The sequence below is a fragment of the Chitinophaga agri genome (genome assembly GCF_010093065.1).
GTDB classification, from domain to species: domain Bacteria; phylum Bacteroidota; class Bacteroidia; order Chitinophagales; family Chitinophagaceae; genus Chitinophaga; species Chitinophaga agri.
This window is the reverse complement of record NZ_CP048113.1, coordinates 4,283,470-4,298,126: the sequence shown is the minus strand read 5'-3', so window position 1 is coordinate 4,298,126 and position 14,657 is coordinate 4,283,470. Positions and strand designations below refer to the sequence as shown.

The 14,657-nt window shown below is 45.7% G+C and carries 13 protein-coding genes, 1 tRNA gene and 1 pseudogene; 9 read left to right on the top strand and 6 right to left on the bottom strand.

Going from position 1 to position 14,657, the window contains the following annotated elements; genetic code table 11:
* The first annotated feature begins 153 nt into the window (after positions 1-153).
* The 3 genes and pseudogenes from GWR21_RS17055 to GWR21_RS31915 all read left to right on the top strand — a co-directional run.
* On the top strand, positions 154-396 hold the full coding sequence (locus GWR21_RS17055; protein WP_162332917.1) for a hypothetical protein: 243 nt from the start codon (positions 154-156) through the stop codon (positions 394-396).
* A 95-nt stretch (positions 397-491) separates the two neighbouring features.
* Positions 492-707, top strand: a complete 216-nt coding sequence (locus GWR21_RS17050; RefSeq protein WP_162332916.1) for a hypothetical protein — start codon at positions 492-494, stop codon at positions 705-707.
* A pseudogene (locus GWR21_RS31915) lies at positions 704-1,528 on the top strand (recombinase family protein); the annotation flags it as partial. The gene GWR21_RS17050 and the pseudogene GWR21_RS31915, both read left to right, overlap by 4 nt.
* 748 nt (positions 1,529-2,276) lie before the next feature.
* On the opposite strand, the gene GWR21_RS17040 reads toward GWR21_RS31915, so the two are convergent.
* The 3 genes from GWR21_RS17040 to GWR21_RS17030 form a co-directional block, all read right to left on the bottom strand.
* Positions 2,277-2,363 (bottom strand) — tRNA-Ser (locus GWR21_RS17040).
* A 67-nt stretch (positions 2,364-2,430) separates the two neighbouring features.
* Positions 2,431-3,474, bottom strand: a complete 1,044-nt coding sequence (locus GWR21_RS17035) for an asparaginase (protein WP_162332915.1) — start codon at positions 3,472-3,474, stop codon at positions 2,431-2,433.
* Positions 3,475-3,519: 45 nt separating this feature from the next.
* Positions 3,520-4,290 (bottom strand): TatD family hydrolase, encoded by a 771-nt coding sequence (locus tag GWR21_RS17030; protein WP_162332914.1) that lies wholly within the window; start codon positions 4,288-4,290, stop codon positions 3,520-3,522.
* A 122-nt stretch (positions 4,291-4,412) separates the two neighbouring features.
* On the opposite strand from GWR21_RS17030, the gene GWR21_RS17025 reads away from it, so the two are divergent.
* Positions 4,413-5,294 carry a hypothetical protein gene (locus GWR21_RS17025; protein WP_162332913.1) on the top strand — a complete coding sequence of 294 codons (882 nt, stop codon included), beginning with the start codon at positions 4,413-4,415 and terminating at the stop codon, positions 5,292-5,294.
* 55 nt (positions 5,295-5,349) lie between these two features.
* On the opposite strand, the gene GWR21_RS17020 is transcribed toward GWR21_RS17025, so the two are convergent.
* Positions 5,350-5,976, bottom strand: coding sequence for a polysaccharide deacetylase family protein (locus tag GWR21_RS17020; protein WP_162332912.1), 627 nt, complete (start codon positions 5,974-5,976; stop codon positions 5,350-5,352).
* A gap of 54 nt (positions 5,977-6,030) precedes the next feature.
* On the opposite strand from GWR21_RS17020, the gene gltX reads away from it, so the two are divergent.
* A complete protein-coding gene (gene gltX / locus GWR21_RS17015) occupies positions 6,031-7,566 on the top strand; it encodes a glutamate--tRNA ligase (protein ID WP_162332911.1) in 1,536 nt (511 codons plus the stop codon).
* Positions 7,567-7,648: 82 nt separating this feature from the next.
* On the opposite strand, the gene GWR21_RS17010 is transcribed toward gltX, so the two are convergent.
* Positions 7,649-9,316, bottom strand: a complete 1,668-nt coding sequence (locus tag GWR21_RS17010) for a glutamine--tRNA ligase/YqeY domain fusion protein (RefSeq protein ID WP_162332910.1) — start codon at positions 9,314-9,316, stop codon at positions 7,649-7,651.
* Positions 9,317-9,444: 128 nt separating this feature from the next.
* Here GWR21_RS17010 and GWR21_RS17005 point away from each other — a divergent pair, with 128 nt between their 5' ends.
* The 4 genes from GWR21_RS17005 to fumC all read left to right on the top strand — a co-directional run bounded on the left by GWR21_RS17005 (position 9,445) and on the right by fumC (position 13,473).
* Positions 9,445-9,864, top strand: a complete 420-nt coding sequence (locus GWR21_RS17005; RefSeq protein WP_162332909.1) for a cobalamin B12-binding domain-containing protein — start codon at positions 9,445-9,447, stop codon at positions 9,862-9,864.
* An 83-nt stretch (positions 9,865-9,947) separates the two neighbouring features.
* On the top strand, positions 9,948-10,724 hold the full coding sequence (locus GWR21_RS17000) for a PorT family protein (protein ID WP_162332908.1): 777 nt from the start codon (positions 9,948-9,950) through the stop codon (positions 10,722-10,724).
* 507 nt (positions 10,725-11,231) lie between these two features.
* Complete coding sequence (locus GWR21_RS16995) at positions 11,232-12,008, top strand: enoyl-CoA hydratase/isomerase family protein (protein ID WP_162332907.1); 777 nt, start codon at positions 11,232-11,234, stop codon at positions 12,006-12,008.
* 64 nt (positions 12,009-12,072) lie between these two features.
* Positions 12,073-13,473, top strand: a complete 1,401-nt coding sequence (gene fumC, locus GWR21_RS16990) for a class II fumarate hydratase (protein ID WP_162332906.1) — start codon at positions 12,073-12,075, stop codon at positions 13,471-13,473.
* Between the two features lie 87 nt (positions 13,474-13,560).
* Here fumC and GWR21_RS16985 read toward each other — a convergent pair whose 3' ends face one another.
* On the bottom strand, positions 13,561-14,568 hold the full coding sequence (locus GWR21_RS16985; RefSeq protein ID WP_162332905.1) for a sulfite exporter TauE/SafE family protein: 1,008 nt from the start codon (positions 14,566-14,568) through the stop codon (positions 13,561-13,563).
* Positions 14,569-14,657: the final 89 nt, after the last annotated feature.

Here is a 14,657-nt window from a genome sequence, read left to right as displayed (position 1 = left end):
TAAATCAACTATTTTCTGCCTTTTTATAACAATTCGAACAAAACCGCGAAAGTGACCTTTTATGCTGATGTAGGTTTGTGAGATGTTACAGTGTTTTAGGTTGTAAGATATCTGAGGCACGTGACTATAAATTAACTCTCAAAAAACATACACATGGTGACAATCATGAAAAGGGCCATTAAGGTTCCGAACGAAATTATGTTAGAAGTTGGTAGCATAGTCTGCGAACATCAGTTAACCAATGAAATTGTTGATGTTGATGAAGAAGATGAAATCATCACGCTGGAAATTCATTACTCAAAGAAGGATCGCGCGATCATCCATGAAATCGAAGATTTGATCACTGATAATGGGAGGTTGCATGAGGATGAAGATGATGGCGATGAAGAAGAGTAGTTTGGTTGAAGTTTCTTATCGGGAGTATAGCGACTGGTTGCTATACTCCCGATGCTATTATAAACATAGATTACCAATATTACAAGCCTGATGTTATGGATAACAGAAATGAACCAAAGGTAATGCCAGCTTATATTATTACTGAGGAATTGAATGATCAGATATCATATGAAGCTCCTGATATAGAAAACGCCCAAATCCGGGAGTCAATTCAAATCCTTGCGAGAATATTATTATCTGCTCAGATGTCTGAAACGAGCAGAATTAAAGTCGTAAATCTTTCCTTACCACTTAAAAATAAAGCCGCATGAGTAGCCTAAATGCTTTTTCCCAATTTGGTAATTATTCAAAAACAAAAGTCCCGAAAATATCACACCAAGCTGCCATTGTTTATACTCGCGTTTCCAGTAAAGAGCAAGCAGACCATAATTTAAGTTTGGATGTCCAGCGTAAAGCCATTGAAGATTTTGCCCAACGAAGTGATCTGAATATTATCGGATATTTCGGGGGTACATATGAGAGTGCCAAGACGGATGGACGCAAGGAGTTTACCAGGATGCTTGAGTTCATTAAAAAGCATAAAGGAAAAGTAAGCCATGTTTTGGTATATACTCTGGATCGGTTTTCGCGAACAGGAGGTGCGGCTATCAAATTAGCAGAGGAGTTAAGGGAAAAGTACGGTGTAACCGTCTATGCGGTGACTCAACCGGCAGATACCTCTAATCCAAGCGGTGTTCTCCAACAAAGTATTCATTTCATTTTCAGCCAATACGATAATCAGCTTCGTAAGCAGCGAGCGATGGCTGGTATGAAGGAAAAGTTTGATAAAGGAATTTGGGTTACCAAGCCGCCACAGGGGTATGATATAGTTTGGACTAACGGGCAACGGAAGATAGTTGTAAATGAGGTAGGTAAGAAGTTAAGGAAGGCTTTTATCTGGAAAGCGGAAGGGGTAAAGAATGAAGAGATTATTTCCCGGCTTCGTGCTATGGGGGTAAAGATGTATAAACAGCAATTGACCAAGATATTCAAACGACCCTTTTATTGCGGAGTAATTAATCACGGATTACTGGAAGGAAAAATTGTTGAGGGGAATCATGAAAAGCTGATAAGCAAAGAAATCTTCCTCAAAGTAAATGACATACATCAAAGCTCGGGAGGATACGGAGTTCCGCATAAAAAGGAGCAAGACGAAATTCCATTGAAGATATTTATTAAATGTGACACCTGCAGCCAACCATTTACAGGCTATGTGGTCAAGGCTAAGGGGCTTTGGTACTATAAATGCCGTACAGAAGGCTGTAAATGTAATAAAAGTGCTAAACGGATACACGAACTGTTTGGGTTGTTATTACACCAGTATTGTGTGGATAGTGCCTTAATTGGGGTATTAAAATCAGCTTTGCTTGCCGAATACAACGAAATGAATAAGGAGGGGGTGGAACAACAGGTTATCCTCAACAATCAGCTGAAGGAGATAAATACCAAAATTGACAATTTAGAGGAAAGCCGATATGTGCTAAAAGAAATAAGTCAGGAGACATTTGATAAATTTTATCCCCGGTATAGAAAGGAGCAAGAAAATATAGTGAAGCAATTGGCCCAATGCACAAAAAGTATTTCGAACCCGGAAGAAGCTATTGAACAAGCCTTACTGCTATCATGTAAACTCCCTATAGTATGGAGTTCCAGCGATACTGGCGTGAAAGAGAGACTTCAAAAACTCATATTCCCTGATGGAATCGTGTATGATCGCAAAAATGAGTCATTTCGAACCCCGAGAGTCAATACAATTTTTTCCCGGATTGCCCATCTATCGGGCAATCCACCCGAAAACGAAAAAGGGACAAACCATACATCTGATGATTTGTCCCTCTTAGCGGAGAAGAAGGGATTCGAACCCTTGAAACCCTTTCGAGTTTACACACTTTCCAGGCGTGCCAGTTCAACCACTCCTGCACTTCTCCGGTTAGGTTGAATTTTTATTTCAGGATGGCAAAGGTAGGCTTTTCCCTCACATTGCCAAAATAATTTTTAAATGGCCTCCCAGTCGTTCGTATTCGCAGTCAGTTCCCCTCTCAGTGATGTCTCGATCATCGCTTTCGTCGATGCTGCATCCAGGTTCTGCCCCAGTACGAACATCAGCTTGGTGATAGCTGCTTCGAAAGTCATGTCATGACCACTGATCACTCCGATCTGCTGTAACAGCGAACTGGTTTCATATTTACCCAGCTCTACGGAACCACCATCACACTGCGTGATATCCACGATGACCACACCCCTGTCAATCGCCTTTTTCAGGCATTCTATGAACCAGGGCTGTGTATTGGTATTACCACTGCCGAAAGTCTCCATGATCACCCCACGAAGCCCGTTTACGCCTAAAATTGCTTCTACAACTTTGCGGGTGATGCCCGGGAACATCTTCAGTACGGTGACGTTATCATCCAGGTGTTTATGTACTTTTAGTGGCTTGTCAGGGCAAGGTAATACAAACTGTGTTTTGTATTTGATGTCAATGCCTGCTTCTGCCAGGGGTGGGTAGTTCATGGAATAGAACGCCTCGAATTTCTCGGCATTATACTTCTTGGAACGGTTACCACGGAAAAGCGCGAAGTCAAAATAAATGCAGACTTCAGGCACGACCACCTGCCCGTTATGACGGGTGGACGCTATTTCCATAGCGGTGATGATGTTCTCCTTTGCATCTGTACGGATCTTGCCGATCGGTAGCTGTGAACCGGTCAGGATTACAGGCTTGGAGAGATTTTCCAGCATAAAACTCAATGCTGAAGCGGTAAAGGACATGGTATCAGAACCATGAAGAATGACAAATCCGTCATACCGGTCGTAACGGTCTTCTATAATAGACGCCAGTTCCACCCATATCTCGGGCTGCATGTCTGACGAATCGATTGGCGGATTAAAAGCATATACGTAAAAGTCAATCCCCATACGGTATAGTTCCGGAAGATTGTTACGTATTTCATTAAAACCGATAGGACGCAAGGCTTTGGTTTTCTCGTCGTAGATCATCCCAACGGTGCCCCCTGTATAAATTATCAGGATTTTACTCATTGATGCTGCTGTTCCAAATTGCCTGCAAATGTACCGCCTAAAAGGTTAAAGGGTTTTGAATAATTTCAGCGCGTTGTTTGTCGTAATTGCAGCTACATCCGCTATTTTTAGATTTTTTACATCTGCGATCTTTTCACCGATCAGCGGAATGTATGCACTTTCATTCCTTTTTCCCCGGTATGGTACCGGTGCCAGGTAGGGCGCATCCGTTTCAAGGACGATGTTTTCCATGTCGATCTCTTCCAGTAGTTTATCGAGTCCTGACTTCTTGAAAGTCACCACACCACCGATCCCAAGGTAGAAGCCCAGGTCAATGATCTCTCTGGCTTCTTCCAGCGTGCCGGAAAAACAGTGAAAAACGCCTGATAAACGGCCATCCTGTAATGCGCGTACCTCATCAATACATTCCCGGGTACTTTCCCGGCTGTGAATCGCTACTGGTATACTGTAGTCCCGCGCCAGCTCCAGCTGCCTGCGGAAAGCTTTGTATTGCTGCTCAACATGTGTCTTGTCCCAGTAAAAGTCCAGCCCGATCTCTCCGATAGCATTAAAGGCACGTTTTGCTAACCAGTCAGTTACAACCGCCAGCTCCTGGTCCACATTCTCATTCACATAACAGGGATGTACGCCCATCATCGCGAAACATTGCCCCGGAAACTGTGTCTCTAATGCCAGCATCCCGTCTATGGAACTGCTGTCAATGTTTGGCAGATATAATTTGGACACGCCCGCAGCCAACGCCCGTTCTACTACTGCCGTCCTGTCTTCCGCAAATTCCTCCCCATATAAATGGGCGTGTGTGTCTATCCAGTTCATCTATAATATATTAAAAGTTTTTATTCAATTAGTAAAAATATTACATTTGTATAATATTTATATTTCAGCAAGTGCTGTGCAAAAGTACAGCGAAAGACCTCATTTAAAACTATACTATTTCTATGAAAAGCTATTTTTGCTTTAACCGTATCCTCGCAGGAGTGATAGCCCTGCTCTTGATGGTAACCTTCTTTTTTGCGTGTTCAAAGAAAACAGAAACAGCCAGCCCGAACGCAAATCAGGCTGATAATCATGCTATCAATGCAGCTGCCGATCAGGCGATCGTTAGCGGAATATATGATGACCTCTTCGGCATTGCGCTGGAAGTAGGTGCTAAAGCAGGTATGAACCAGGCAGGCCGCAGGGCGCCAGTCACTGCTGGTAAACTCGGTACCTGTGCGCTTCCTGAAGTAGACGACGTAAGCGCTGGTCAGTGGCCGAAGGTAATGCTGATAAAATTTGGTAGCCAATGTGCAGATGAAACTGGTCGTGTGCGTGCTGGTAATATACAGGTGACTTATTCCAACTACTTCTATTATCCTAATGCAGTTATCACTATCAAACCTTTGAGCTATACTGTGAACGGTATCGCTGTAACAGGTACTGAAGTGATCACCAACCTGAGTACCAACAGTATCTATAAATACAACGCAGTACTCACAGACGCGTCCCTGAAACTGGATACCGTAACGCTTAGCTTCACCAGTAACAGAACCATCACCCAGACAGATGGTTTAGCCACCCTGAATGATGTGACCGATGACGTGTTCAGCATCTACGGTACTGATTCCCTGTACTATCCTAATGGCCTTGTTGCAGGTATCTCCGTTGCTGAAGGTGATGCACTGGAAAGAAAGATCAACTGCCCATGGTTCAGCAAAGGTAAAGCGCTGGTAACTGTAGGTGCGATCACTGCAAATGTGAACTATGGCAATGGTGTATGCGATGATTCTGCTACCATCGACCTGGGCGACAAAGTAAAGAGCATTGTACTGCCTAAATAAAGAGCATAACAACCTATAAAAGAAAGCCCGGGCGATAGACCCGGGCTTTTATATTTTAATAAGGGATGGCTTCCATTGCCAGCTTTTGCTTGTGAAAATACTCAAGCACCCTCGGTAAGGCATATTCCAGCCGGTCCCAGGCCTTCGTACTGTCATGAAACACAATAATAGAGCCCGCCTTTGCCTTAAATACTACATTCTGCACACACTCCTCTCCACTCCTTTCTGTATCAAAATCAGCGCTTAAAACATCCCACATGATCACCTGCGCATTTGGAACCACCTTCTTCAGATGTTTTACCTGAAAAGGGGTGATCCGGCCATAAGGTGGACGAAACAGCGGTGAGCTGATATATTTACGTGCTTCAAGGATGTTCTCAATATATTTGTCCGTACCCGTCTTCCAGCCGTTCAGGTGGTTATGGGTATGATTACCAATATGATGCCCTTCTTCCAGTATCCGCTGATAGATCTCCGGGTGCGCTATAACGTTCTTCCCTATACAGAAGAAAGTAGCTTTGGCTTCATACTTACGGAGTTGTTCCAGCACATAAGGGGTGGCCACCGGATGGGGACCATCATCGAAAGTGAGGTATACGGATGGCCTGGCCGGGGAAAAGTTCCAGGTACAGTTTTTATACAGTGCTTTCAGTAGCCCGGGTGTTTTCGTAAGATAAAACATTGGATGATGCGATTGAAAAATAAAGGTAGCTAAATCTTTCTTTACCTTTGCGACATGCAACAACAGAAAGTAAGGGTACGCTTTGCGCCCAGTCCAACAGGTGGCTTGCACCTCGGAGGTGTACGCACGGTTTTATTCAATTATTTATTTGCAAAGCAGCACAATGGTGAATTTGTGCTCAGAATAGAAGATACAGACCAGACCCGCTATGTGCCGGGCGCCGAAGAATATATCATAGAGTGTCTGCGCTGGTGCGGGCTCAATGCGGATGAAGGTCCACATGTGGGTGGCCCCTATGCCCCCTACCGCCAGAGCGAGAGAAAACCGCAATACCGTCAGTTTGCTGAACAACTGGTAAAAGATGGCTATGCGTACTATGCTTTCGATACCCCGGAAGAACTGGAGGAAATGCGTGCAAAACTGAAAACGGAACAAAATCCTAATCCTCAGTATAATGCAGCTGCCCGCCTGCAGATGCGTAACTCTATCAGCCTGTCAGCTGAAGAAACAGCTGCCCTGCTCGGGAAAGGTACGCCGCATGTGATCCGTATCAAAATGCCACAGGACCAGGAAGTCGGTTTCACCGACATGATCCGTGGACATGTACAGTTTAATACCAGCACTGTTGATGATAAGGTGTTGCTCAAGGCTGATGGTATGCCTACATACCACCTCGCTGTGGTTGTAGACGATTATCAGATGAAGATCACACACGCCTTCCGTGGTGAGGAGTGGCTGCCTTCTGCACCAGTACACCTGCTGTTATGGAAGTACCTGGGCTGGGAAGCTGAGATGCCAAAGTGGGCACACCTTCCACTGATCCTCAAACCTGATGGTAATGGTAAACTGAGCAAACGTGACGGCGACCGCCTCGGGTTCCCCGTGTATGCCATGAACTGGACTGATCCTAAGTCTGGTGAAATGACCACCGGCTTCCGCGAAAGAGGATTCCTGCCGGAAGCATTTGTAAATATGCTGGCCATGCTGGGATGGAATGACGGTTCCGGTCAGGAGATCTTTTCTATGGCAGAACTGATCGAACGTTTCTCTATCGACAGGGTACATAAAGGCGGCGCTAAATTCGACTTCGACAAAGCGAAATGGTTCAATCACCAATACCTCCTGCAGGCCGATAATACCCGCGTGGCGGAATTATTCATGCCAGTACTGAAAGAAAAGAATATCAATGCTTCCGTAGAATACGTGGCGATCATTGCTGGTCTGGTAAAGGATCGTTGCGATTTCGTCAATGATATATGGGATCATGCATTTTTCTTCTTTCAGGCGCCTGAAACGTTTGACGTCGCTGCCGTAAAGCCTAAATGGAACGCAGATAAGACCCAATTCTTCCGTGACTGGGCTTCTATTGTAGAAGGACTATCTGATTTCTCCGCTATATCACTGGAAGAAACCTTCAAAACACTGGCTGGCTCTATGAGCATTAAACCAGGTGAATTGCAGCTGCCTTTCCGTATCATGCTGTGTGGTGGTAAGTTCGGTCCGCCGGTATTCAATATCGCAGAGACACTGGGTAAACACGAAACTATCGCAAGGATCATGAGAGGGCTGGATGCGATTGACGCAGCGTAACACGCAATGATCAATAGATATCAGTATAAACAAAAAGGAGAAGGCTATCACCTTCTCCTTTTTGTTTATACTGATAATTCGATTATCCTTTCTTCGCTTCTTTCGCCCACGTATCTTTCAGCGTCACTGTGCGGTTGAACACCAGCTTATCAGCAGTACTGTCAGTATCCACGGCATAATAGCCTTTGCGCAGGAACTGGAAACGGTCGCCTGGTTTAGCTGTCAGCAGACTAGGCTCAATATATGCATTCCTGATAACCTGTAATGAATCCGGGTTGATATACGATTTGAAATCACCTTCTTCATTACCCGGATCTTCTACCTTAAACAGACGGTCATATAGTCTGATCTCAGCAGTAGCCGCATGTGCTGCGCTCACCCAGTGAATGGTACCTTTTACGTTAAGGCCGGTGGTATCGCCACCACTCTTGCTTTCCGGGTAGTAGGTAGCATAGATGGTCGTGATATTGCCATCCGCATCTTTCTCAAAGCTTTCGCCTTTGATGATGTAAGCGTTTTTTAACCTTACTACGAGACCAGGGCCCAGACGGAAGAATTTCTTCGGAGGCTCTTCCATGAAGTCTTCCCTTTCTATATATAGCGTATTGCTGAAAGGCAGGGTACGAGTACCGGCATTCGGATCTTCCGGGTTATTCTCAGCGGTCATTTCTTCTACCTGGTCAGCAGGATAGTTGGTGATCACCAGTTTAACAGGGTCGAGTACTGCCATGACACGGTTAGCTGTTTTATTCAGTTCCTCACGGATACAGAACTCCAGCAGGCTCACATCGATAATGTTGTCACGCTTCTGGATGCCGATACGCTCACAGAATGCGCGGATACTTGCCGCAGTATAACCACGACGGCGCAGACCACTGATAGTCGGCATACGCGGGTCATCCCAGCCGGTAACGTGTTTCTCGTTCACCAGTTGCAGCAGCTTACGTTTGCTCATTACTGTGTAGGTAAGAGCCAGGCGTGAGAACTCATACTGACGGGACGGGAATATTTCCAGCTGCTCGATAAACCAGTTGTACAGCGGACGGTGCGGAATGAACTCCAGGGTACAGATGGAATGGGTGATCTGCTCGATGCTGTCGCTCTGTCCGTGGGCAAAGTCATACATCGGGTAAATACACCACTGGTCACCGGTACGGTGGTGATGTGCATGCTTGATACGATAGATGATCGGATCGCGCATGTGCATGTTAGGAGAAGCCAGGTCGCCCTTTGCGCGCAATACCTTTTCTCCGTCCTTAAATTCTCCTGCACGCATACGGGCAAAGAGGTCAAGGTTTTCTTCCACACTCCGGTTACGGTAAGGCGTGCCTTTACCCGGTTCGGTAGGCGTACCTTTAGATACCGCGATTTCCTCGGCGGTAGAATCATCTACGTAAGCCAGTCCTTTATTGATCAGTTTTACTGCGAAGTTGTATATCTGTTCGAAATAATCTGAAGTATAGAGTTCCTGCGCCCATTGGAAGCCCAGCCATTGTATGTCGGCTTTTATGGAATTTACATATTCTGTATCCTCCGTAACGGGATTGGTGTCGTCAAAGCGGAGGTTGGTCTTACCATTGTACTTCTGGGCAATACTGAAGTTCAGACAGATAGATTTAGCGTGTCCGATATGCAGGTAGCCATTCGGTTCAGGAGGGAAGCGTGTAAGCACCCTGCCGTCATTTACGCCATTGGCAATGTCCTCTTCGATAATCTGTTCCAGAAAATTGAGGGTCCTTTCTTCACTCATAAGGTTTAATATTTCGGATGCCAAAGGTAGCAAAAAAGTCCACAGCCCACTACAGGTACTCAGGTCTGCAATGAGGCGGCGGCGGACAGCCCAAAAAACCTATATTTACAACCTAACAATTTTGAAATATGGTCAACCCCCTGCAACGTCCTGTGCGAGTGCTGGTGGCCAAGGTAGGTCTTGACGGACATGACCGCGGAGCGAAAGTGATCGCGGCAGCCCTGAGAGACGCTGGTATGGAAGTGATCTATACCGGCCTGCGTCAGACCCCCGAAATGGTCGTTAACGCAGCCCTTCAGGAAGATGTAGACGCTATTGGCGTAAGTATCCTCTCCGGCGCCCACATGACAGTTTTTCCACGTATTATGACCCTTATGAAAGAAAAAGGGATGAATGATGTATTACTCACCGGTGGCGGTATTATACCGGAAACGGATATGTCACAGCTCAATGACCTCGGGGTCGGACGGCTCTTTCCGCCCGGCACCCGTACGGAAGATATTGCGGCCTACATAACCGGTTGGGTAGCAGCCCACAGAAATTTTTAAAAAAAGATGATTTTTTTTGAAACATTCTCTGTGACCGGTCGTCTTTCTTATATCAACAACCCGATTTAAACAGACCGAAGTTTATGAAACATAAGTTCTACCTGATCCCTTCGCTGCTTTGTTTGTTGCAGTTGCCCGTATTTTCCCAGGAGCAAAAAACAGATACCACCAGAGAAGTCACCATGACCATTACCAAAACGTATACCTCGCACCGGCGTAGCTATACCACATTTGGCGGTGAAGGTGCACTTTTGTCCTTTGGACGCGATATCAGGGATGCCGGCAAACACGTGCCCAGCATACCCAGGTTTACGCTCTTCTTCAACATTGGTACCAACTATAACTATGACTTTAACAGAAACTTTGGCTTCTTCAGTGGTATCAACCTGAAAAATATCGGGTTGATCACTAAGGACGATATTGATTCTGTAAAACTTAAACGTCGGGTGTATACGCTGGGAGTTCCGCTCGGATTCAAGATCGGTGACCTGAGAAGAGGAGTATACTTCTTTGCCGGTGGATCTTATGATCTGGCCTTCAATTACAAGGAAAAAAAGTTTATCAATGGCGACAAAAAGGAGAAATTCAATGAGTGGTTCAGCGACCGCACTCCTTTACTGATGCCTTCCCTGTTTGCCGGACTGAACATGGCGCCGGGCTTTGGCGTGAAAGTACAGTACTATCCAAACAATTTCTTCAACAAGGAATACAAGGAAACCGGTAACAGTGGCGGTGCCGCCTACCCTTACCAGCAACTGGACGCCCAGCTGATCTTCGTAAGTCTTCACTGCGAAATACGCGGACGTTATCACCACGAGAAGATCAAAAAGAAAACCATCCGCTATCAAAAGAACTTCTGATAAGTCAGATGTCAGCTTATAAATGATTAATTACACACGATAAGTTGTGTCATTATATTATTTATTTTCTATCTGTGAAAGCGTAAATCAGGAATGACGGATGACACCGGATGTGTGGTCAATGATCCGTCATTCCTTTTTTATTGTAATGCTGTGCTACTGTATTATTTTAACATCCCGTAATAATCCTTTTTCTCTTTCAAAGTGCCCCGGTATACAGTGGTAGAACAAGCGACGAACTAGCTACGAACAAGCTACGAACAAGCACTATACAGATAATTCTGCTAAAACCTCTTTCCAAGACTATAAAAGTGACTTAAATAGCTACCTGAAGGGGTAGATCTGGCTATTGATGTCCAGTATTTTCTCTAGTCCCCAACTTGCTAAAATACTATCATAAGTATTCCCTGGAAAATGCCTATCTCTGCTGATCACGTGTATTGATATTCAATGCACCGCCGCACTATTTAAAACCTTAAATTAGCCATCCAACAAAACCCGGATCTCATGTATCATACCATCAAAACGGAACTAACGGACAACATTTTCTTTATCTACATTAATCGCCCCGATAAACTGAATGCCCTTAACCAGGAAGTGATGGCTGAACTGGCCCTGGCTATAGATGAAGTATATTCCAATCCGCAGATCAGGAGCGCAGTGATCACTGGTACAGGAGAAAAGGCTTTTGTAGCAGGTGCTGACATCTCTGAATTCCTCACATTATCTGCAGAACAGGGCGCCGACCTGGCCAAGAAAGGACATGTAGTGTTTAAGCATATTGAAGACTGTCCCAAGCCTGTTATCGCGGCAGTGAACGGCTTTGCACTGGGAGGTGGATGTGAACTGGCAATGGCCTGCCATTTCAGGATAGCGGCTACCAATGCGAAGTTTGGTCAGCCGGAAGTGAACCTCGGCCTTATTCCCGGTTATGGCGGTACCCAACGCCTGACCACCCTGATCGGTAAAGGAAAGGCGATGGAACTGATGATGACTGGTGATATGATCAGTGCTGATGACGCCCTGCAGTGGGGACTGGTCAATTATGTGGTAGCCCCGGGAGAATTGCTGCCCAAAGCAACTGAATTATTGAAGAAGATACATACGAAAGCCCCCCTGGCTATTGCACGTGTCATCAAATGCGCTAATGCTGCCCTTGATCATAATATGGATGGTTTTGAATTGGAACTGAATGAGTTCGCCGCCTGCTTTGCAACGAAAGACCTGCAGGAAGGAGCCCAGGCATTCATACAGAAAAGACCGGCAAAGTTTATTGGCGAATAATTCCCAATTCGTAATTCCTAATTCCCAATTATTCTCTACGTTTGTGAAGCAAAAAATCAAGCATATGGAATATAGAATAGAGAAAGACACGATGGGCGAAGTGAAAGTACCTGTAGATGCTTACTATGGTGCTCAAACTCAACGTTCTATCGACAATTTCAGGATTGCTCAGGATATCAATAAAATGCCGAAGGAAATTATCCAGGCATTCGCTTACCTGAAAAAAGCGGCGGCCCTGACCAACCTGGATGCGGGTGTCCTGTCTCAGGAGAAAGCAAATTTAATAGCACAGGCTTGTGAGGAAATACTGGCCGGTAAACTGGATGATCAGTTCCCACTGGTAGTATGGCAGACTGGTTCCGGTACCCAGTCCAATATGAACGTGAATGAGGTGGTTGCTTACCGCGCACACGTGATCAGCGGTGGTAAACTGACTGACAAAGACAAAGTGATACACCCTAATGATGATGTGAACAAATCACAGTCATCTAATGATACCTTCCCTACTGCTATGCACATCGCTGCATACAAAATGCTGATCGAAACCACTATTCCCGGTATCGAGAAACTAAGGGATACCCTGGCTGCAAAAGCAGAGGCATTCAAAAATATTGTGAAGATCGGCCGTACCCACTTCATGGATGCAACGCCGCTCACACTCGGACAGGAAATCAGCGGATATGTTTCCCAGCTGAACCACGGTCTGAAAGCTATCAAAAATACACTGGAGCACCTGAGCGAACTGGCCCTGGGTGGTACAGCCGTAGGTACTGGTATCAACACGCCTAAAGGTTACGCTGAAAACGTAGCAAAACACATCGCTAACCTGACTGGCCTGCCTTTCATCACAGCAGAGAACAAGTTTGAAGCACTGGCCGCTCACGATGCGATCGTAGAAGCACACGGTGCACTGAAAACAGTAGCGGTAAGCCTGATGAAGATTGCTAACGATATCCGTATGCTCAGCTCCGGCCCGCGTTCAGGTATCGGCGAACTGCACATCCCTGACAATGAGCCAGGTTCTTCCATCATGCCAGGTAAAGTAAACCCAACACAGTGCGAAGCCCTGACAATGATCGCGGCACAGGTACTGGGTAATGATGTGGCTATCAACATCGGTGGGGCTACCGGTCACTTTGAATTGAACGTATTCAAGCCGGTAATGATCTATAACTTCCTGCATTCTGCCCGCCTGATCGGTGATGGTTGCGTAAGCTTCAATGATAAATGTGCGACAGGTCTCGAGCCGATCGAAGCAAATATCAAGAAACACGTAGACAACTCACTCATGCTGGTAACTGCGCTGAATACCAAGATCGGTTACTACAAAGCAGCAGAGATCGCACAGACTGCTCACAAAGAAGGTACTACCCTGAAAGAAATGGCAGTGAAACTGGGCTATGTAAAACCAGAAGAATTTGATGCCTGGGTAAACCCAATCGACATGGTGGGTGAGATCAAATAAGATCGCATAAAGACACTATAAAAATTAAAGGGGTATCTATGAAAATAGATACCCCTTTGCTTTAACCGGCTAACCGGTATGTATATGTTAGTGCAAGAGTGTAATAATGATCGTGCGGAGACTTAACAGGATGATGAGTGACCCTACCATGATCATCAGCGGCTTGCGTTTGAACTTCCGCACCAGCAACGCTGCAAACGGAGAAGCAATGACCCCTCCAATGATCAGTCCGATGATAACCGGCCAACCTGCAATTGCCCCGAAGATGAGGAATGTACCCGCACTGGAGAGCGAGATAAAAAACTCGGCAGCATTTACTGAACCAATCGTATAGTGAGCAGAACGCCCCTTGCTAAGCAGCGTCGAAGTGACAATCGGGCCCCAGCCTCCGCCACCAAACGAATCCATAAATCCCCCGAAGAAAGCCAGTGATCCGAGCCGTTTGGTTTTGCTTTTTGCCTTCTTAGGCAGAAAGGCTTTACGTAATACAATAACGCCCAGCACCAGCAGATAGGCGCTGATGAACGGCTTCACATTTTCTTCTGTGAAATAGGAAAGAAAGGGTATCGCTTCAGAGATCGCATTCATCTTCGATATCAGGAATGAGCCTGCAATGGACCCTATGATACCCGGCACCAGCAGATAGAGAAAGAGTTTCTTATTGACGTTCCCAAAACGAAAATGTGAAATACCTGAAGCGCCTGTAGTAAATACCTCTGCTACGTGTACACTTGCACTGGCAACAGAAGGCGGTACACCCAGGCCAAGCAGCAGGGAGGAAGAAGTCGCACCATATGCCATGCCCAACGCCCCATCTACTGTTTGCGCAGCTAGTCCTACCAATACATAAAACAGCAACTCCCTGGTGAACAGCGATTGTGTGAATTCATATACCCTGGTATGAGTAGCAGACGAGGTACCATAATAGGTCAGAACACCTATTCCAGCTAGTACTGCAACGCTGATAAGTGCTATCAGCAGCCATAAAAATGGCTTGTGACGGTTTTCCTCGTTGACAAGGTCAATAAGTAATTCCTGACGTTCCACCGTAGCGTACTTTTTTTCAAGTTGGTCGATCTCCTCGTTGTGCGACATGTATTACTCCAGTTAGATTAGTCTATATATATGATAGACTAAGGTAGGTGTAAATCATCGGATATCCAAATGAACCAGATTAAAAAGTG

What these genes read in the sequence shown, in the direction of transcription:
- GWR21_RS17055 (WP_162332917.1), top strand. Translation starts at nt 154, where the DNA reads ATGGTGACAATCATGAAAAGGGCCATTAAGGTTCCGAACGAAATTATG.
- GWR21_RS17050 (WP_162332916.1), top strand. Translation starts at nt 492, where the DNA reads ATGGATAACAGAAATGAACCAAAGGTAATGCCAGCTTATATTATTACT.
- GWR21_RS17035 (WP_162332915.1), bottom strand. Translation starts at nt 3,474, where the DNA reads ATGAGTAAAATCCTGATAATTTATACAGGGGGCACCGTTGGGATGATC.
- GWR21_RS17030 (WP_162332914.1), bottom strand. Translation starts at nt 4,290, where the DNA reads ATGAACTGGATAGACACACACGCCCATTTATATGGGGAGGAATTTGCG.
- GWR21_RS17025 (WP_162332913.1), top strand. Translation starts at nt 4,413, where the DNA reads ATGAAAAGCTATTTTTGCTTTAACCGTATCCTCGCAGGAGTGATAGCC.
- GWR21_RS17020 (WP_162332912.1), bottom strand. Translation starts at nt 5,976, where the DNA reads ATGTTTTATCTTACGAAAACACCCGGGCTACTGAAAGCACTGTATAAA.
- gltX (WP_162332911.1), top strand. Translation starts at nt 6,031, where the DNA reads ATGCAACAACAGAAAGTAAGGGTACGCTTTGCGCCCAGTCCAACAGGT.
- GWR21_RS17010 (WP_162332910.1), bottom strand. Translation starts at nt 9,316, where the DNA reads ATGAGTGAAGAAAGGACCCTCAATTTTCTGGAACAGATTATCGAAGAG.
- GWR21_RS17005 (WP_162332909.1), top strand. Translation starts at nt 9,445, where the DNA reads ATGGTCAACCCCCTGCAACGTCCTGTGCGAGTGCTGGTGGCCAAGGTA.
- GWR21_RS17000 (WP_162332908.1), top strand. Translation starts at nt 9,948, where the DNA reads ATGAAACATAAGTTCTACCTGATCCCTTCGCTGCTTTGTTTGTTGCAG.
- GWR21_RS16995 (WP_162332907.1), top strand. Translation starts at nt 11,232, where the DNA reads ATGTATCATACCATCAAAACGGAACTAACGGACAACATTTTCTTTATC.
- fumC (WP_162332906.1), top strand. Translation starts at nt 12,073, where the DNA reads ATGGAATATAGAATAGAGAAAGACACGATGGGCGAAGTGAAAGTACCT.
- GWR21_RS16985 (WP_162332905.1), bottom strand. Translation starts at nt 14,568, where the DNA reads ATGTCGCACAACGAGGAGATCGACCAACTTGAAAAAAAGTACGCTACG.